Annotated in this window: 16 protein-coding genes; 12 read left to right on the top strand and 4 right to left on the bottom strand. The window is 45.2% G+C overall.

Features of this window, described 5'->3' with window-relative positions; all coding sequences use genetic code 11:
* Window positions 1–189: 189 nt before the first annotated feature.
* Window positions 190–1935 (top strand): methyl-accepting chemotaxis protein, encoded by a 1746-nt coding sequence (locus tag MKX75_RS21160; RefSeq protein ID WP_339166689.1) that lies wholly within the window; start codon window positions 190–192, stop codon window positions 1933–1935.
* 98 nt (window positions 1936–2033) lie between these two features.
* Here MKX75_RS21160 and MKX75_RS21155 read toward each other — a convergent pair whose 3' ends face one another.
* Window positions 2034–2753 carry an SDR family oxidoreductase gene (locus MKX75_RS21155; RefSeq protein ID WP_339166688.1) on the bottom strand — a complete coding sequence of 240 codons (720 nt, stop codon included), beginning with the start codon at window positions 2751–2753 and terminating at the stop codon, window positions 2034–2036.
* 233 nt (window positions 2754–2986) lie between these two features.
* Between MKX75_RS21155 and MKX75_RS21150 the strand changes: the two genes are divergently transcribed.
* From MKX75_RS21150 to MKX75_RS21140, 3 genes are read left to right on the top strand one after another with little or no spacing between them, the layout of a single operon-like run.
* Complete coding sequence (locus MKX75_RS21150; RefSeq protein WP_339166686.1) at window positions 2987–4231, top strand: AraC family transcriptional regulator; 1245 nt, start codon at window positions 2987–2989, stop codon at window positions 4229–4231.
* Window positions 4158–4604, top strand: coding sequence for an ABC transporter substrate-binding protein (locus tag MKX75_RS21145; RefSeq protein ID WP_339166684.1), 447 nt, complete (start codon window positions 4158–4160; stop codon window positions 4602–4604). The genes MKX75_RS21150 and MKX75_RS21145 overlap by 74 nt, the downstream gene beginning before the upstream one ends.
* Entirely contained in the window at window positions 4595–4942 is a 348-nt protein-coding gene (locus tag MKX75_RS21140) for a hypothetical protein (RefSeq protein ID WP_339166682.1), read from the top strand. The genes MKX75_RS21145 and MKX75_RS21140 overlap by 10 nt, the downstream gene beginning before the upstream one ends.
* Before the next feature lie 182 nt (window positions 4943–5124).
* Here the strand turns inward: MKX75_RS21140 and MKX75_RS21135 are convergent, their stop codons facing one another.
* Window positions 5125–5955, bottom strand: coding sequence for an AraC family transcriptional regulator (locus MKX75_RS21135; protein ID WP_339166680.1), 831 nt, complete (start codon window positions 5953–5955; stop codon window positions 5125–5127).
* 177 nt (window positions 5956–6132) lie between these two features.
* On the opposite strand from MKX75_RS21135, the gene MKX75_RS21130 reads away from it, so the two are divergent.
* The 3 genes from MKX75_RS21130 (at window position 6133) to MKX75_RS21120 (ending at window position 9290) form a co-directional block, all read left to right on the top strand.
* On the top strand, window positions 6133–7074 hold the full coding sequence (locus tag MKX75_RS21130; protein ID WP_339166678.1) for a dihydrodipicolinate synthase family protein: 942 nt from the start codon (window positions 6133–6135) through the stop codon (window positions 7072–7074).
* A 460-nt stretch (window positions 7075–7534) separates the two neighbouring features.
* On the top strand, window positions 7535–7894 hold the full coding sequence (locus MKX75_RS21125) for a hypothetical protein (RefSeq protein ID WP_339166676.1): 360 nt from the start codon (window positions 7535–7537) through the stop codon (window positions 7892–7894).
* A gap of 34 nt (window positions 7895–7928) precedes the next feature.
* Entirely contained in the window at window positions 7929–9290 is a 1362-nt protein-coding gene (locus MKX75_RS21120; protein ID WP_339166674.1) for an exosporium glycoprotein BclB-related protein, read from the top strand.
* Between the two features lie 180 nt (window positions 9291–9470).
* On the opposite strand, the gene MKX75_RS21115 is transcribed toward MKX75_RS21120, so the two are convergent.
* The gene (locus MKX75_RS21115; RefSeq protein ID WP_339166672.1) at window positions 9471–11432 is read right to left on the bottom strand and encodes an AraC family transcriptional regulator; all 1962 of its coding nucleotides are present in this window, start codon (window positions 11430–11432) and stop codon (window positions 9471–9473) included.
* Between the two features lie 293 nt (window positions 11433–11725).
* Between MKX75_RS21115 and MKX75_RS21110 the strand changes: the two genes are divergently transcribed.
* The 5 genes from MKX75_RS21110 (at window position 11726) to MKX75_RS21090 (ending at window position 18205) form a co-directional block, all read left to right on the top strand.
* The gene (locus tag MKX75_RS21110; protein ID WP_076332925.1) at window positions 11726–12760 is read left to right on the top strand and encodes an ABC transporter substrate-binding protein; all 1035 of its coding nucleotides are present in this window, start codon (window positions 11726–11728) and stop codon (window positions 12758–12760) included.
* 140 nt (window positions 12761–12900) lie between these two features.
* On the top strand, window positions 12901–14481 hold the full coding sequence (locus MKX75_RS21105) for a helix-turn-helix domain-containing protein (protein ID WP_175623773.1): 1581 nt from the start codon (window positions 12901–12903) through the stop codon (window positions 14479–14481).
* An 80-nt stretch (window positions 14482–14561) separates the two neighbouring features.
* A complete protein-coding gene (locus MKX75_RS21100) occupies window positions 14562–15599 on the top strand; it encodes an FAD-dependent oxidoreductase (RefSeq protein WP_339166669.1) in 1038 nt (345 codons plus the stop codon).
* Between the two features lie 50 nt (window positions 15600–15649).
* Entirely contained in the window at window positions 15650–16240 is a 591-nt protein-coding gene (locus MKX75_RS21095; protein WP_339166668.1) for a DUF1629 domain-containing protein, read from the top strand.
* Window positions 16241–16648: 408 nt separating this feature from the next.
* Window positions 16649–18205: an acetamidase/formamidase family protein gene (locus MKX75_RS21090; protein ID WP_339166667.1), complete on the top strand. Its 1557-nt coding sequence runs from the start codon at window positions 16649–16651 to the stop codon at window positions 18203–18205.
* A gap of 302 nt (window positions 18206–18507) precedes the next feature.
* Here the strand turns inward: MKX75_RS21090 and MKX75_RS21085 are convergent, their stop codons facing one another.
* Window positions 18508–18954: an OsmC family protein gene (locus MKX75_RS21085; protein ID WP_339166666.1), complete on the bottom strand. Its 447-nt coding sequence runs from the start codon at window positions 18952–18954 to the stop codon at window positions 18508–18510.
* Window positions 18955–19016 lie beyond the last annotated feature (62 nt).

The raw sequence follows: 19016 nt of genomic DNA, 5'->3' as shown, positions 1-19016 counted from the left end.
GTAGGCTAAACGAAAAATAATCAACAGAAATGGAATTAAGATCGGATCGAGAAAGTAGTGGAAGTGACATCATATTGGGGCAGAAGGATGCACAACTTTACATATAGCTAACAATTGAGACTACTATGCACCGATACTATAAGTATCACGTTGTGAAATATAGACCTATGGAGAACCGGAGGAGTATGTATGTCTAAGAAATCAGGGAGTAGTAAATCAGGGGGGAGAGGGATTCGACAGCTGAAGATAACGACAACCTTGATATTAATGATTGCCGTTAGTTTGATTGGACTCGTTGTACTATTTCTATTCGGCATATTTGGTATGAATGATGTAAGACTGGCCCAGGGCGCGTTATATACAGATCGATTCTTGCATCAGACCAATATTTTGGAGATTAAGGCTGATTTCTATAATATGCGTGCCAACTATACCAAGCTTCTCGATAAGCAAGAATATACGGACAAGCAATATGAGCAAGTTCAGAAGAACAAGAAAAATGTGATGGGTGGAATGGGCGAGTTTTCCGCAAGAACTCTTGATGCAACAGAACAAGAAATCTTCAATGATCTCAAGGCGAAGCTGGAAGTTTACGACCAGGACATTGAACAGATCATGAACGTCAAGAAAACAACGGGAACCTATGATGATGAGGAAAGAGATCGAATTAATAAAAGCAGTACAGCTATTGTAGAAACGGTTACGAAGTTAAGTACATATAATGAAGAAGAATCTGCAAAATTATATGCGCAAACCCAAGATACCATTCGAGATGCAGCGCTGTTTCTTGGTATAGTTCTCCTCACTTCACTGGCTGTTTTGGTCATTATGTCCTATCTGACGATTAGAAATATTCATCGTCGGATGCGTGCGATCAATAGCTACTGTGAAGAGGTTACACAGGGCAATCTGGCAGCTACCATTGCTCCCCAGTTGCTCCAAGGTAAGAATGAAATTAGTGTCATTGCCCGTGCCATTCATAACATGACGGGTTCCACTTCAAATGTAATTACAAGTGTGGTGAATGAGTCTCAGCAGATCAATGAGATGAGTGACCTCACGAATCAGAACATGTCGGAACTCAATGAGCGCATACGTGAGGTGTCTGCAACGGTAGAAGAGTTGTCGGCAACGATGGAAGAGACTTCTGCATATACCGAGAATATGAATCAATCCGTCAATGAGGTCCTTCGAGCGGCGGAATACATCTCCGCCCGTACTAAGGAGAAGGCCGAGTCTGCTAATGTTACTAGCGGCAAAGCTGAGGTTCTGAAGCAGGAGGCTAGTGTGTCTAGTAAGGCAGCTCAGGAAATGTATACAAGTGCAAGCGTGAAGATGAATGATGCGTTGGAGCGTGCACATGCAGTGGACCAGATCGGTGTTCTGTCCCAGTCCATTCTGGATATTACCTCGCAGACCAACTTGCTCGCATTGAATGCTTCCATTGAAGCGGCTCGTGCAGGTGAAGCAGGACGTGGCTTTGCCGTTGTAGCTGAGGAAATCCGCAAATTGGCAGATGGCTCCAGACAAGCTGCAGACGAGATTCGGCATGTTACAAGTGAAGTTACAGCGTCTGTCGCTCTTCTGTCTTCTAGCGCGAAGGAAATGCTTACCTTTATGTTCAATCAGGTGGGCAATGACTATAAGTTGTTGGAAGATACGGCAGATGAGTATTACACTCATGCAGTTGAACAAGCCAAAACGGTGAATGATCTCCACACGACAGCACGACAGGTGAATGAAACTGTTGAGACGTTGGTGAGAGCGATTCATGAAATTGCGACAGCCAGTGAGCAATCCGCTGCTTCAAGTCAGCATATTGCTGAACATATGGTGTCCTCTATCGAGCAATCACTGCAAGTGACGAGTCAATCGGATCAAGTGAAGGAAAGTGCGCTACGTCTTAACGACCTTGTCAAAGGGTTTAAAATTTAAAGGTATTGACGGTTAAACTGCGCCAAAAGCCCGCTCTCTTTTTAAGAGAGTGGGCTTTTGGCGCACAGTTAAGTATAGCAATCTTCTTCTTATTCTAGCTAGGTGTTCATATCCGTTAGTGCTGGCATGTTGATTTCTTTTACACAGGCTGCTTTGGACAAATTCACGATACAGCGAACGATAGAAACCATATCCTGAAGCGGAATACGTGTCCCGTCATACGCAGTAAGAGCTCGATCCGGTCCTTCTTCATAAGGGATCTCTGCTGCCAGTTCTCCGGGGTTAATACATGTAACGGCGATGCCGTCATGTCTGGTATGTTCTCTCAAAGCCTCAGTGATTCCGCGAATGGCAAACTTGGAGGCGACAAAAGATACTTGTGTACTACTGGCATTATTCAAGCCGGCTGTTGAACCAATAAGAATGATTTTGCCCGCTGCAGATTGTCTTAGATGAGGCAATAATGCCTGTATACATACTATCGTTGAAGTGATATTAACATGGATCAGCTGACTGATGTCCGCAGGCTCGTCTTTATCGAACGTATAGTGATCCTCGAAGCCTTCCTTCTCCCAAATGCCTACATTGTATATCAGTACATCCAAAGGTTCATGCTTCAACTGGTCCGTAACAATGGTAGCGGCATTCAGCTCAGAAAGATCGGCCTGTATCCATATCCGCTGTACACCATCACTCAAGTCCAGGCTTTCCGGTCTGCTTCGAGAAACGACCCAGACTTTATCGCCCTGTTCGGGCACACCTCTGACGAAGGCATCTCCTAATCCTTTGCTTGCACCGAACACAAGATAACTTTTCATATGGAAATCCTCCTTGTGGAATTGCAGTATCTAGTTCATGGGTAAGTCCACATCATCTTACTATAGAAGTGAGAGGGAAAGAATGAAGCTTGAATGAAGATATGTTGAATGTCGATACATCTATGAAGTCGGAAATCTTTCGTTTTGAACTGAACGATGTAGAAGTTAAAATGTTATTGTTGTAAATGATAATCGTTATCAATTATACTTCCCATAGGAAAGGGGGAATTATTTTGAACGAAGATGACTTAATGTTATGGGATTATGCCAATATTCAACTCATGGATATTCGCTATAAGTTTCTGAATCCAGGTGAAGCGTTGAGCTCCTATCGTTTTCCTGCATCTGGCTATTTATATATTGCTCGTGGTACCGCTTGTTTTCGGCTCGATGGTGTGAAGCATGATGTTGAACGTTTTTATATCATCCATAGTGGGAAGGGAGGTCGTCTGGATATCGGTCCAGTTAGAGAGAGAATGGAATGCTATCTGGTGTTATATAAAACTTCTCTCTCCAACACGGCTGTACCGTCTGTCCAAAGACAATTTGAGAGCAGTAGTCCATTTCAAAGGAAATATGCTTTTGCTCCCAATGATCCGGTGGAATTGCTGCTTCAACTTAAGCAAATGCTTCACATCTGGCTGAAGCCCAACTCACTGGAACGATTGCAGGTGAAATCGCAGCTGTATCAGTTTGCGTACGAAGTTGAGAGACAGTGGAAGATACATACGGAAGCTAATGTTAAACCTGATCTAGTTGAGCAAGCCGCTCCATACATACGTGAACATTACAGGGAATCAATAACGTTATCCACGGTTGCTGAGCGGCTTAACTATAGTGCTCCATATGTAGCAAAACAGTTCAAAAATAAGACCGGAAACAGTCTCATTGATCATTTGATTCAAGTTCGAATGGAAATAGCCTGTGAATTGCTGGAACAAACAGAGGCTTCTTTACAAGAAGTGGCGTCGGGTGTGGGGTACACGGATGCATCTTACTTTATCCGCATTTTCAAGAAGACGGTGGGAGTAACACCCGGTAATTATAGGTCAGAAGCTCGTGATCAAACGAAAAGAATGGATCGTCCTATAACCAGGCTTAGATTGTCTAATGCAGAACGCAGAAGACAAGATTATATTGGTAATGAATATGATAATCATTATCAAAATATAGAGAGGGACGATTTATCGATGTACAGAAATACCAAAGTATCATTGGGGGCTGTCATGCTGTTATGCCTGACCATTATGGTCAGCGCTTGCGCACCTGCCGGGGGGAATGCAAGTACAACCACTACATCCACTGTAGAAACGCAAACGAGTCAACAGGCCATTACAACGCCTTCCGAAAGGCTATACACAGACAACCAGGGACATGAAGTCAGCATACCGGAGAAGCCGCAACGTGTTGTGCCTTCAGGGAAATTCGATTGGAGATCTGCTTGCGCTGGGTGTACAGCCTGTCGGGATCGACCGTAGATTTATTGCCAATTCGGCATATGAGGATAAAGAGATTACTCCCGCAGAGGATATCGGTTTTCCCACGAGTTTTGAGAAAATTCTGTCCCTGGAACCTGATCTGACCATGCTGGGCTATGTACTGGATAAGCAGTATGATGAAATATCCAAAATATCACCGACCGTTGTCTTTGATCAGAATTTGCCATTGAACGAGCGTCTTCCGGTGATCGGGGAGATTGCAGGCAAACAGGATGAGGCCAAGCAATTGCTGGCTGATTACAATGTCAAGGCAGAGAAGATGTGGAGCGAGATACGGGATCAAGGCCAAGTCGCTGAAGGCGAAACGGCTGTGGTGCTGATGTATTATTGGGATCGGACGAGATGTATCTGATGAAAACAGGCGGCGTGCCTGAACTGTTGTATCAGCCGCAAGGCTACCAGATGTCTGAGAAGGTGAAAGGCATTGAGCCGGCCGCAGGCTCCCCGTTCATTGAAATCTCACCTGAGCTGATGCACGAGATGCTGGTGGGGGACCATATGTTCGTATTGTATCCTGAGAATGATGAAGCCGAATCGTCCTTCAAGGAACTGCTGGAAACACCACTGTGGAAAAAACTACCTGCTGTGCAAAACGGAAAAGTTACTTTTATCGAGTCCAAATGGAATTATGAAGATATGCTGACGAGCGATATGTTGCTGGATGAGTTTCCAAAGATGATTGCTGAATAAAGTAAAGTATCGAAAAAGTTTGATCCGAGTATATTCGGGAAAAAGCCCGCGCCATATGGTGCGGGCTTTTTCAATTGATCATGATCATGACGCTGACTACCTGGACGTACGGTTCTGACTTGATCGTCAAGAATCTGACATTTGAAGCGGTTGGGAGCATCTTATGGAACGATTCGGGCAGGTTACTTCTTTTTTTCGTTGCGGTGGTCTCGTGGAGCTGCTCCCATCACTTTTTTGAACATACGCGAGAACTGAAAGGGGTCTTTATACCCGACGCTGCATGCGATCTCATTCATCGAAAGGGAGGACTTCTGAATAAGCTCGCTGGCACGATTCATCCGGTATTGAATCACATACTGTTGAGGTGTGAACCCGGTGGTGTCTTTGAAGATTTTGGACAGATACTTGCGATTGATCTTCAAGCGTGAAGCCAGTTGTTCGACAGTCAGATCCGTTGCATAGTTGTGCTCGATGAATGCAATGGCTTGCTCCACATATTGACCTCTTGCCCCCGGTGAGGTAACGGGCATGGAGGCTGGGTCCAATATGACGGACAGGAAGGAATAGAGGGCGCCCAACAGCCGAAGTTCGTCTGTCAGGTTATGCTCGGTTGCTTTGAACATCTCCAAAAAGCAGGATTGAATATATTCGTCTCGATTGGACGAAAATAACGGCTGTTCGTTGGATAAAGAGGATCGCTTGAGATAGCGTTCCACCTGCATGCCATTGAATGCGATCCAGGAGTATGTCCATGGATCTTCATTATCGGCTTGGTAATGCGCTAGTTTCTCGGGACTGATCAGAAACCCTTGCCCTTTGCCCAGCGTGTACGTTCGGCCTCCCGTATGAAAACGCCCCTTACCGCTATGGATATAATGGATTTTGTAATAATCACGCACCATAGGGCCTACCTCATGTCCAGGCAAGCACTGCTCTGTACCGCAATAGTACAATTTCAGATCGACGTTATGGATTTTGGAAAAATTCGAGAATTGATATTGAACGATGTCCATTTCGATTCACCCACACTCTCTCCAGCACGACACGCATGGCGACATGATGTCATGAAATGGCGTTATTATGTCATTCGATAATAGCGTTTACAATTTTATAATAGGGATAGGTATGAACTCATTATATCAGGAGGTCGCCATCTCTGAGAATGGAATTGGCGTCAGCGAGGAGGCAGTATGTTGAACGATACTTTATTCCCGGACGGCGTGTGGCCAGTTATGCTCACTCCGTTTACGGAGGACAATGAGATTGACTATACGGCATTAGAAGAATTAATTGAGTGGTATTTAGATAAGGGTGTGCACGGTCTATTCGCGGTTTGTCTTTCTAGTGAAATGCTCCATCTATCGCTACAAGAGAGAGTAGACTTGGCCAAATTCGTGGTGGAGAAAACAAAAGGGAGAGTGCCGGTTGTTGCTTCCGGTCATAATTCGGATGATTTGCAGGAACAAATCACGGAGTTGACGGCAATTGCGCAGACAGGTGTCGATGCTGTCATTCTTGTGACAAGCCGTATAGCAGGTCCAGATGACGACGATGCGGTGTGGAAACGCAATCTGAGCACCATCATGGAACGGTTGCCAGATGTGAGGCTGGGGCTGTACGAATGTCCAATCCCGTACCATCGCTTGTTGTCTCCAGAACTGCTGAAGTGGTGCGCAGATAGCGGACGTTTTTTCTTTCTCAAGGAAACAAGCTGTGATCTGGAACAGATTCGTCAGAAGGTCGCAGCCGTTCAAGGGACACCGCTCAAAATTTATAATGCCAACGGCACTTCGTATCTGGGATCGCTGCAAGCAGGTGCGCACGGCTACAGTGGGATTCTGACCAACTTCCATCCGGACTTGTACGTATGGATCGTTGAAAATTGGCAGCAGGATCAAGCAAGAGCCGAACGATTACAGACCTTGCTTGGCCCACTTCACTTGTTCGAGGGGCGTCATTATCCGGTCAACGCGAAGTACTTGCTGCAACAAGAAGGGCTGAAGCTTACGCTTCATTCCAGAGCCAGAAGCAGCGAAGAGCTCAGACCGGTTCACCGTTTGGAGGTAGATCAGTTCCTGGAGCTGAGCCAGCTATTCCGGCAATCTTTGATTACGAAGGAGTCTTTTAGATAGGAAATGAACCGCCCCACTATTATTTTATTTTCAGGCTCTGGATGTTGATGATATTGGTGTTCAGGCGGAGGCAACACCTGTTTTAGGTTTTTAATATGCGTAGTCCTAACCTCATCAAGTAAATACGAAAAAAGACGTCTTAAGCTGCGGCCGTTTCCCTGTAATTTAAAGGGGGAACGGTCGTTTGTTTTTTTTCGGGAATTGATGCTAGTAGTTATAAAAATATAGTCTCTTATTTTCTCTTTATCTTCCGGTAGCATAAATTCTTCTCCTTGCTATATATATTCCCGTCTTTGTTAGCTAAAGCCTGGGGCTTAGACGGTTGTTGTTTATTGATAATGGTGGATTGCCCCCTGTGTTTTGTCCACACCGTTGGTTGAGTGATTGAATATTACTATCAGGTGAGCTTATGCCAAATACTGCTAGAGTATGAGGTTCTTAAAAAGGTGGGATGGGGAAAATGGCTATTTTATCAACTGGGCCGATAGAAAATAATCCGGTTTCCGGTGTAAGACCAACACAACAGGTAACGATTAGATTGGTAAGTCGGGCTGCTGTGGACTCGGTAACTGTATCCGTTCAGGGTTATGTGCTAAGCACAGCTAGAACGCTGTATGTGAGTGAAGTGATCAGTATTGCACCTAACGAAGCAGTGACCAGAAATTATTTTGCAGATTTAGATGCTTTTGAGTTTGTTTTTGGAACAGATGTGGAAGGTGTGGAGGAAGTAGGGATTTCAGTGTGGGGCAAACAGGCGTCTGGACAATTGGTTGATGCACACCGGGTGGTAACCCAGGAAAAAACAGTTAATGACATCTAACAGATAAGATATACCCAAAAGAGGAGATGTAGCGATGAGCTTTTTATCAACCGGGCCGATAGAAAATAATGCTGTTAGCGGTGTAAGACCGACTCAGACAGTTACCGTCAGAATAGATAACCGCAGTGATGTGACAGCCTCAACCGTACAAATACAAGGGTATTACCTGGATGGTGGAATAAGAGTTTTGTATGTCAGTGAGTCTCTTGACATCACACCCAATCAAGTCATAACCAACAATTATTATGCCAATTTTGATGCCTTTGAGTTTACTTTTACAACACCAGCGACGGTTAATGATCCTGTTCAAGTATCCGTATGGGGTAAGAGCAGCACAGGCGTTTTGGTAACAGCCCATCGTTTGGTTTCTTCCGAACTGCTGGGTGAAACCCCAAGCATCACCGGAGCCACAGGCGCAACCGGAACTACGGGAGCGACAGGCACGCCAGGTACAGCGGGAGTAACCGGAGCAACAGGCACACCGGGTACAACGGGAGTAACAGGAGCAACAGGCACACCGGGTACAGCGGGAGTAACCGGAGCAACAGGCACACCGGGTACAACGGGAGTAACCGGAGCAACAGGCACACCGGGTACAACGGGAGTAACCGGAGCAACAGGCACACCAGGTACAACGGGAGTAACTGGGGCGACAGGCACGCCAGGTACAACGGGTGTAACAGGGGCGACAGGCACGCCAGGTACAACGGGAGTGACTGGGGCGACAGGCACGCCAGGTACAACGGGAGTGACAGGAGCAACAGGCACGCCAGGTACAACGGGAGTGACTGGGGCAACGGGAACACCAGGTACAACGGGTGTAACAGGGGCGACAGGCACAGCAGGTTCAACCGGAGCTACAGGTGCATCAGGTTCTGGAGCAATCATTCCTTATGCATCCGGACTTCCAGTGGTTTTGACTACAGTTTTGGGTGGACTTTTGAATACTTCCAGTTTAGTTGGTTTTGGCAACAGTGCTACCGGAGTAAGTGTGAACGGAGGAATTATTGATCTCACAGGCGCTGCGGGCACGTTGCTTAACTTTGCTTTCTCCGCATCGCGTGCAGGAACGATTACTTCACTGGCCGGTTATTTCAGCACGACAGCTGGACTTAGCTTGGTTGGATCTACAGTAACTATAACTGCACAATTATTCCGTTCCACTGCACCTAATAACTCCTTTACAGCTGTACCGGGTGCATTGGTAACCTTGGCTCCTCCACTGACCGGCGTTTTGGCGCTGGGCACAATATCCAGTGGTTTGACTACGGGACTGAGTATTCCGGTATCCGCCGGTGACCGCCTGCTTATGGTCTTCTCAGCATCAGTAACAGCCGGAATTGATGTGGCTACGACCGTAGCCGGATATGCAAGCGGCGGTCTTACCATCACTTAACGGAAATTAACTATATAACAAGTTCATAGACAGGGACCCCTTGCGACCATGGTGAGAGGTCCCTGTTTATTTGTGTGCTGTTGTTTTCAAACTCTCTTCAAATGAAAGATAAGAAATATACAAAAACATAAAAAGACGAGGATTGCTCCTCGCCTCGTACATAACTTGGTTTACTGAATTTCACTCTGTTAAGGTTAGGCTGTCTACGACAAATTTAAGTTGGGCTTCCAATGAAATCGGGTCACTAAACACGAAGCCACGGCTGTTCTCGCGATAAACGTGATTATTCTGGACAGCAGGGAGGTTATCCCAGATCGGACCTTCAAAAACGGAATCCCCACTCTCATCACCTGTCCATCCACTAATAAAGATATAATCTCCTGCGTATTGTGGTAACAATTCAAGTGATAACTTGGCCCATCCCTTGCCGCTACCAATGGCTTCCTTCTGAATGATCGGCGGTGCCTTCAGACCGAACTCGCCATAAATAATGTCTCCACCTCTACCAAAGCTCCCGTAGGCATAAAATTCTTTGGCACTTCCCGTATCAAAAATCGAAACAGTGCGATCACCTACCGCTTGCTCCACGAGTGGTTTGTACTCAGTGATTTTAGCGTCCCACTCTGCGATCCAGGCCTTCGCTTGCTCTTCTCTACCAGTCATCTTGCCGAAATCCATCAATTGCTCCCGCAGAGGTACTCCATATTCAACAGCGACGGTCGGCGCAATTTTGGACAGCTTTTCGATTGTTTCAGGGTCATTCCAAACGACAATTAAATCCGGCTGTAACTCCATGATTTTCTCGTAGGGTACATCGTTACCGATGTTGACAACGTCATCGAGCTTTCCTTCTGTATAACTGTTAAAGGACTCATCACCAGTTCCAACAGGCTTAAGGCCCAGCGCTAGCAAATGACCGGTAAAGGCTCCTGCCACCATTACGACCCTTTGAGGTTTTTTTAGGATTTGTACTTCACCGTTAACCGCAGAATAGGTTACCATCTCCGAGCTGCCGGTTGTTGTGTTACTGATATTACTCTCTGCACCTACAGTTGGACTCTGCGTACTGCCAGTGCTTCCATTCGTGTTTGCTGGTCTGGAACATGCGCTAACCAATAGAGTTAGGCACAACAGCAGGGTAATTCCTACAGGTAGTTTGCTTCTATACATCCGTAAATCTCCTTTTTCGCTATATTGATAATGATTATCATCTCTGATATCAATATAACGACGGAGTTTACGCGGAGCAATGGATGATCGAAGCCTAAGAATAGGACGATAAGAACCTCTCGCCACTTGTCCGGACTCATCCTTGAATTGCTTTGGTGTGACTCCCGTATGCTTTTTGAACATTCTTATAAAATAGGATACATCACCATATCCGACGCTTGCAGCGACCTCTTGCAGCGATAACTCGGTCTTTTGCAGCAGCGTTCCTGCTTTGTTCATCCTAATACCGATTAAGTAATCGATTATACTTGCGCCAGTTTCACGTCGGAAGTACTTGGACAGATAAGGGACGCTGTAATGGAATGTATGCGCGAGTGTTTTCCGCGTCAGCGGCTGGGCGTAGTGCTCCTGCATATAGCGAATAAGCTGAGAAGCAAGGTTAGGTCTAACAATGCTGACCTGCTGTTGATCCATTTGCCTGAGCAATTCATATACAAATTGATAGAATAGTGTTTTGGTATGGAGCCGCTCCAAGCGTCCCGGTCTATTCCATTCGCCCAGCATACGCTCAGCGATTTCGTAGAGGATGGCAGGATGGTATGGAATAAAACCGTACTGGAGGTGGAAGGGCAATGGTTGATCTGGTTGTTGAAGTGTATGCTGCTTGCCAGGTAGCGGGAAGGAGGCTTTATAGAAAATTAGGTAATAATGAAAGGATTCGTCCGTTGGCATGATGTCCAGACGGGTGTTTTTGCCCCCATGAAGCATATAGAATGGTTTGGTAGCATGCTCATTTCCGTCCAAAATCACAGTTGCACTGCCATGCGTTACGTACAGAAAGGCGCTGGCAGGGAACAGGTAAGGACGTACGCACTCGTCGGCTTGTATGACAATATGTCGTACATCCATGATTTTGAGCGATGCACAATTCCAGATGAGTATGTGCTCTTGTACATTCAAGGTTGCTTTCAATAGAGAGTTGTCTTCCTTCCATGAGCTGCTGAAGCCAGCCTTATATGTGGTGAGGTTATTATATAATAATATTAGTGGCTTTTTGTCACTTTCCAAAACGTTTCCTCGGTAGCACCGGATTCTTCTTATAACTGTCGAGTATAAAGACGAAAAATGTTTGATGTCTTGACCTCTCAATGATCTAAAGAAAATCGCCGAATTCTCCATGTGCAAAGTAGAGGACTGTCCGGTATTCTATTCTAAGTGATATTGATTCTCATTACTGAATACTGCAAAGCGAGGAGATTTATTTAATGAAACGAAGAGGTACCTATAGCATGATGTCTGCAGCAATGATATTACTGATGGTCCTTATTATGGCGGGATGTGGCACACAGGCCGATAGCGGTTCTTCCACCGGAAGTCAGACAGCTTCATTATCAACGGACGCAGGAACTGCGAGTCAGGAAGAGGCGGCATCCGCCAACGCTTCACAAACGAAATCTTTCACGGATCCTACCGGAACAAAAGAGATTCCCGTGACACCGCAGCGCATTTTTTCCATCAGTGCAACAACGCAACTGTTGGCTCTGGGCATTACGCCAGTAGGTGGACTTCAATATGAAATCGAACAGGATTATTATCTAAAAAATGCTGCCAGCGAAGTTGAAATTGCCGGAGACTATCCACCTAATATGGAAGCAGTGGCATCACTTCAGCCTGATCTAATTATCGCTTCTTCCTTTGTCGAAGCGGATATAATCGAGCAACTGGAGAAAATCGCTCCGACGATTATCTATCCATGGGAAGACAATCTATACGATCAACTGAGATACATTGGCGATATCGTGGGTAAAAAAGCGGAAGCAGAAGAATGGATCACGAAACATGAAACCAAAGTAGTAGAACGCAAAGCTGAAATGAGCAATCTTGTTGGAGCAGACGAGACAGTAGCGGCTGTAGAAATCTTCAAGGATTCCTTCCAAGTAGCAGGTAGCCGAAACATGGGGTATGTATTGCACGATCTGCTTGGATTAAAGCGCATGCCATGGGTTCAGGAAGAGGTTGATAAAAGCGATGGATTCGTCGTGTACACGGAGCCGCAGTCACTGGAGAAATTGCCGGAGCTTACCGCGGATTATTTGATCATTAAGGTCAATGATACCCAACCGGGTTCGACGGAATTTTATGAAAAAATGCAGGAATCGAGCCTGTGGGAAAACCTCCCTGCGGTCAAAAACGGCAACGTCTTCATTGTGCCACATGACAAATGGTGGTCTTACACGTTATTCTCCACGGATGCTCTGCTGGATGAAGCCGTGGAATTGTTCAAACAACATAATCAATAATGAAGAATTGGTGTAAAAGCTCCCTGGATAAAGGGGGCTTTTCTGCATATTTGAATTGTCGTACAATAAGTTGTAGATGAGAATTGTTTTCATTTAGAAAAAGGTGACATACGGTGGAGTGGCAGAACTTCGATTTGCCCATGGATAACGTACGATTACGTTGGATTGGGCTTGATGTATATACGTTTCATTCGGGTATAGAACACACGATGTTTGCACCCGACAATTATGAACTATGGGTCATTGATGAGGGAGAAGGCGTTGCCGTTTTGGACGGACAACGCCTTACAATCGTTCCAAGCAGCAGTATTCTGGTTCTCCCCGGTACGATCTTGGAGTGGGAGCATCAGCCTGGACATATCGTGCACGGGCATAAGCTAGAGTTTGATGCCGACTGGCAAGGAGAACCAGAGGAACATCCACTGGCAATGATCGGAAACCGAGTGGTTGCAATTCAGCCGTTGGCCAATCTGATGGAACTACTCGATCAAATTGCTGAGCTACGGACGACCGATATGGGGATGAGCCGCTTTAGGCGGGAAATTTTACTGCAAGAAGCGGTTTTTCACTTTGCGGTCAAGGCTTGTGCGAATCAGCCGGCGAGTACCAAGGAGGCTGTGCTGCGGACCATCACTCATATGGAGGAAAATTACCAGCACAATTGGAAGGTGGGGGAGTTGGCTGCTATCGCCTGCGTTGGCACGAGGCAGTATAGCCATATTTTCAGGCAGGTAACAGGAACAAGCCCAATGGATTATTTGCATCGTGTGCGAGTCGACCATGCGAAACGTTTGCTGAGATCATCAAGCCGGGACATGCACTCTATTGCCACACAGGTTGGATTCAAGGACGAGTTTTATTTCAGCCGAAGGTTCAAACAGCAAGAAGGCGTATCTCCCAGCGTCTATATCAAGAAACATGAGCCGCGTGTTATCGGTCTGCTGTTTACCTCCCATTTGCTTGCACTTGGCATGACGCCGATCGGAGCACCGGATTATCATTTATTCCGCAACGAGTACGTTCGTCCGTATTTGCCTGAGATGAAACCGTTTGTATGGGCACCATACGATCTTGAGGCGATTCGCGAAATGGAGCCAGATCTTATTTTGGGATATGAGCATATGACGACAGGGGAATACGAACAATTTTCCACGATCGCCGAGGTGGTACGTATCCCCTGGCAATCTCAGGACGTATACCAACAGTTAGACAGTGTATCTGCCGTTGTTAACAAACGTAAGAGAAGCAGAGAGTGGATGGAACAACATCAGCTTAAGGTTGCCCAGACAAAGGAGCGACTCTGTTCCACTATCGGACTGCAAGATACGTATGCGGCACTGGTGATCGATGATACGGGCTTTCGCGTGGCAGGTGACCGGAACATGGGGCATGTGCTGTACCGCTCTCTTCAATTGAAGCCTCATCCGCTCGTGCAGCAATTCATTAATGACTATAATGGTCATAACGCTTTCTCGGAAAAGCTTCCATTCGAAGAACTCTGTCATTATGACGCGGATCGATTGTTTATCATGGTCAATGGGCAAAACCCGCGTGCCGAAGCCGCCTTTCGCAAACTGTGTCGTTCGGAAGTATGGAGGAGCTTGAATGCTGTTCGGAATAGAAACGTGCATAAGGTATCCTACGACAAATGGTGGATGTACACACCGCTGGCGGTCGATGGGCAATTGGACGAGATCGTTAAGTTGGTGGAGAATGTCTAATCAACGAAATAGGAGCAAACCCTTCCGAACTTTGGAAAATGGATTCCTTGGGGTGATAGGGTGACAAAGGAGAGTTAGTTTTGAATAAACAAAAAATTGTGATTGTTGGTGCAGGGATTGTTGGGGCGTGTATGGCCTATCATCTATCCAAACGAAACCAAGATGTCACCGTTATTGAACGACACCCTGCCGCGGCGCGTGAAGTCACGGAAAAATCGTTTGCCTGGATACATACCACGCATAGGGTAGCTCCGGAATATTGGCATTTGTATGATGCAGCTGTGGAAGAATATCATACACTTCAGCAAGAGTTGTCTGAACTGAAAATTCATTGGCATGGAGCGCTAACTTGGGACACTCCGCCTCTAAGGGAGCAACATGGCTCTCAAAAATTAAACCGGGAGCAGCTTGAGGCACTGGAACCGAATCTGAAGAAGTATCCGGATGAAGCGGTTTTTGTGAGCGAAGAAGGTGCGCTGGACCCTATAGCGGTAACGGAGCTGTTGTTGAGCAAAGCGCAAGCGTATGGAGCAAGAATTCAGTTCGAAACCAACGTTACAGAGCTGCAGCAGGAGGGTTCCCGCCTGATTGGCGTTCATACGTCCAAGGGTTTTGTGGAGTCAGATGTCGTGGTATTGGCCGCTGGAACAGGTACACCCGAACTTTGTAACCCGTTAGGTTGTCACGTGCCTGTAACGTCGTCACCTTCCATTCTGATTCGGATGAAAACTGCAAATAAACTGATACACACATTAATCTCCAATGCGCAATTTGAAGCGCGTCAACTGACGGATTATACGCTGCTGGCTGCGGAAGATTATATCGACGAGTCGGAGGAAAACGGACCGCAGGCGGTCGGTAAGCGAGCGTTCGACACATTGCGTCGTAGTCTAAAACATGGAAATCAACTGGAACTGGAAAGCATAAAGGTTGGATGGAGACCCATGCCTGAAGACGGTTATCCGATCGTGGGCTTCCAAGATCATAGTAATGGACTTTATCTGACGGTGATGCATTCTGCAATTACGCTGGCACCGCTGATTGCGCATCTGGCTGCAAGTGAAATTATTGATGGCACAAGAAATGAATTAGAACCTTGCCGGCTCTCCCGGTTTTAAGATCACTCCACACTTGAAAAGCACATAATTCGGAAAGGAGACTTCTTTCTATGAACTATTATTTTCTGGAATCTCAATATCCAGGTAGAGGGTTTATTAGTGGCGGAACGACCTTCACTCCCCAATTAGATATGAATTATTTGGCGATAGAGAATCCGTTGCCAGAGGGGACAACGGCAGAGGTTGAGTTGCTGTCTACGGTGCGCAACCTGAACGTGGATTATTTTGAGACGATTACAGGAACGAGACACGTATCAGATCATTTTAAAACGCTGTTGGAGGAAACGAAAACAAACACCCAGTTTATTCCGACAACGGTGTGTTACCACGACGGTCGTTCGGTTGAAAAAAACTATTGGACTGTACATCAGCTTGATCGTTTGGATGTTTTCGATTATGAACGTTCGGAATATGGACGCAAAGCGGTCATTGCTGCATCTGTACAACAGCCTCCACGTAAGAACGTTAAAGTTGTATCTCGAATCTGCCTTCATGAAGAGCGAATTGGCGAGCATGAATTTTTTATGCTGGAGTATATAAATATCTTCAAACCCATTGTTTCAAAAGATTTTTACGATGTATGCCGAAAACATGGGCTCTTTAGTCTTTATTTTTCCCCGATAGCCACTGGATTCTCCTGATAATAATTAATTCAATTTCTCCAACTTCCGGAATACAGCTTCACATTTGAGAATCCCGCTTTTTCCAGTGCAATCACATGTGGACAGGTGATTATACCGGAACCGGAATGCAGTAGTGTTCCTAAGGCGGGATCAGATACATGAAATACATACATAATTTCCCTGTAACTTAATTTCGTTTGTTCAAATCTCTGAAGGAGAATCCTCAAGTTTACTAAATATATTTAAATTTTATATACCTTATATATGATAAGTATATTGAGATAAAATTTATATTTATATATTTTTCTTGATATATAGCTTTATAATGTTGTTTTTATTAACAAAAAAACATTGTTGTAAATATATTTATATGATAGTGTGTATTTAAGTGTTAGGTAATATTACATAAGTAGTGGAGGGGATGTAATGTTTATTAACCGAACCATTAGGAAATTTGGGGTTTCAGTAGGGATTATAGGTATGCTTACATGTGCTTTACCTTCAGTGGGCTTCAGTATGCCGCTGCAACCAACTACCATCGATAAGGTAGAAGGTGATTATTATGTAACATCTGCGATTGAGAACATTCGCTGGGGATCACTGCCTAATCGAGACAGCTCTCCGATTCTTACTGTACCATCAGGAAGTGCTGTAACATTTGATACGGTATCGCATGAGGGACTGATGGAGGATCAAGGGAGAAATCCAGTGGAGTACTTCGGCAAATTCGGTATCTCACCCGATGGAGTGTTGGATGATGCGAAGGTGATTGCGGCTTCTGCGATTAAGCATGATTATGTAGAAGACGGACCTCATATTATCACTGGGCCAGTAGCGGTTGAGGGAGCGGAGCCAGGAGATGTTCTTAAAGTAGAAGTCCTTTCGTTGCAGACTCGAGTTCCATATGGTGTCATTTCTAACCGCCATGGTAAAGGTGCCCTTCCTAACGAATTTCCAGAAAATACAGGCCCACAAGAGGGAGCTAGCGCAACAAAACCGGAATTATATAATAATGTATCTATATTTACGCCTATTGAAGAAATTAACGGCAATTGGTATGGTGTATTACCAACAAAAGCTGGCAAAAATGTTCGTTTTCCAATTAACCCGTTTCTAGGTGTTATGGGGGTTGCACCAAATACCAGCGAGGTTGTGAGTTCTATCCCACCTATTGAAACAGGAGGGAATATGGATATTAATGAGTTGGGTGTTGGTGCAACTATCTATTATCCGATTCAAGTTAAAGGTGGGCTCTTCTATACTGGAGATCCACACTTTGCTCAAGGAGATGGGGAAGTAGCGTTAACTGCATTGGAAGCTTCCTTAAGGGGGACAGTTCGGTTAACGGTGTTAAAGAAAGGTGATCCATCACTACCACATCGTGGAGAATTCACGCAACCCTTTGCTGAAACCGAGGATTATTGGATTCCAATTGGACTGGACCCTGATTTGGATGAAGCAATGAAAGAATCCGTACGTGAATCGATTCAATTCTTATCCGATAAGCTTGATATGGATAGAAGTGTAGCTTATGCGTACCTATCGGCCGCAACGGATTATGAAGTATCTCAGGTCGTAGATCGAACGAAAGGGGTTCATGGACTCATTCGAAAGACCGATTTCCTTGAATATGTTGACGTTGCCATGAATGTAGGTGGTACGACAATCAAACCGGTTGTTCATAACGATGAGTTCTACGTACCGATTCGAACCATTTCCGAGCTATTGGGTGGTACAGTAGTATGGGATAATAAGACGCGTACAACGCAAATCAAATTAGGCGCGAAAAATATAAGTGCTCAAATTGGTTCAGATGTGTATTCAATTAACGATAAACTAGTGTTCAATCGTAACGTACCAAAGCTTTTAAAAGGCGAAACCGTAGTTCCGGTTTCTATTATTAATGAAATACTAGGTGCTTATGTAAACTGGACGACGATCGACAAGACGTTAACAGCAAATGTATCGTTAAGTACAAAGTAATAATAGATTTCATTATTCAACCGTGGTGGACAGATGTCCATCACGGTTTTTTTGTTATCATGAATCAAAAAAAAGCGGCTACTTTATATCTACTTCGTACAGAAAGGCGGTTGCTGGAAACAAATAAGGAGAGTGTCTTTAATTCGAACAGGATATTTTCTCAAAGGGCCAAACGAAGTTTATAACCGAGTTTATTTAGATATGACCAGAACCCCGCGAAAAACGCGGGCTTTGTTATATCTAAATATGTTATACGGTTAGCAATTCAATATCAGTCCGGTTTCACGGTATGTATAGACTGTTCAGTTTTCGATGATAATTCTGTCCAACTTGAGATTAACCGGATTTGCCAACGTATCTCCAACTGGGCACTTGCTCTCCAGGAATTTTACAAATGCTTCAACCTGCTCTTGGGGAGAATCTGTTTTGATACGGAATGTATACCGAATATCGGAATAGCCCGGACGCACCTCTGATTTGTCGAAAAAGCCATCCAGGTCAATATCGCCTTCTACATCCACAAAGAATTCCTTGAGATTCACCCCAAATTTAGGTGCATATACCCTAGCTACGATGGACTGACATGCTCCCAGTGAGGCGAGTAAAGCTTCCACCGGATTCATGCCGGTATCGGTTCCACCCAAGTTTTTGGGCTCGTCGATAATAAACTCGAAGTTTCGAGATGTTACTTTCACTTGAACTCCGTTTTGCAGATGAGCAGATGCTTTAAACGTTTGGAGGGCAGCCATTTTCTAGTCTCCTTTAGTGGGTTTATTGATACTGATTTTATTCATAGTTTTCCACTATGATT

The organism is Paenibacillus sp. FSL R5-0341 (assembly GCF_037975235.1).
Taxonomy (GTDB): domain Bacteria; phylum Bacillota; class Bacilli; order Paenibacillales; family Paenibacillaceae; genus Paenibacillus; species Paenibacillus amylolyticus_A.
Note: the sequence above shows the minus strand (reverse complement) of the source record. Positions and strands in the feature narration are given on the sequence as shown.